The 430-nt window shown below is 67.2% G+C and carries 1 protein-coding gene; it reads left to right on the forward strand.

Annotation, left to right across the window (positions count from 1 at the left end; genetic code table 11):
- Window positions 1-18 precede the first annotated feature (18 nt).
- Window positions 19-430: EAL domain-containing protein (locus CVH10_RS17690; RefSeq protein WP_219924765.1), on the forward strand; the 412-nt coding region annotated here is incomplete at its 3' end.

Genomic DNA, 430 nt, shown 5'->3' on the forward strand with positions numbered 1-430 from the left:
GTCGAACAGTTGCTGCGGATGACCGCCGGCGCGCCGGACGAGCGGCGGCGTCTGATCGTGGAAGTCACCGAGACCTCGGCGGTGGCCGATATCGAGGCGGCCAATCGCCGCCTGACCCATCTGCGCGAAGCGGGCATCAAGGTCTGCATCGATGATTTCGGGGCCGGCGCCGCCGCCTTCGACTATCTGCGCAAGCTGGCGGTGGACGCGGTCAAGATCGACGGCGATCTGGTCGGGGGGCTGGGCGATCCCATGACGCAGGGCCTGATCCGCGGGTTCGTCGATCTGTGCCGGTCGATGAAGCTGGAGACCATCGCCGAGATGATCGAGACCGACGCGGTCGCTGCCGAGCTGAAATCCGCGGGCGTGGATTACGGTCAAGGCTGGCTGTTCGGACGCGCCGAGGCCGAGCCACGCACCCAGTTGTCGA

It is taken from the genome of Halomonas sp. ND22Bw, assembly GCF_003011945.1.
Taxonomy (GTDB): Bacteria; Pseudomonadota; Gammaproteobacteria; order Pseudomonadales; family Halomonadaceae; genus Halomonas; species Halomonas halophila.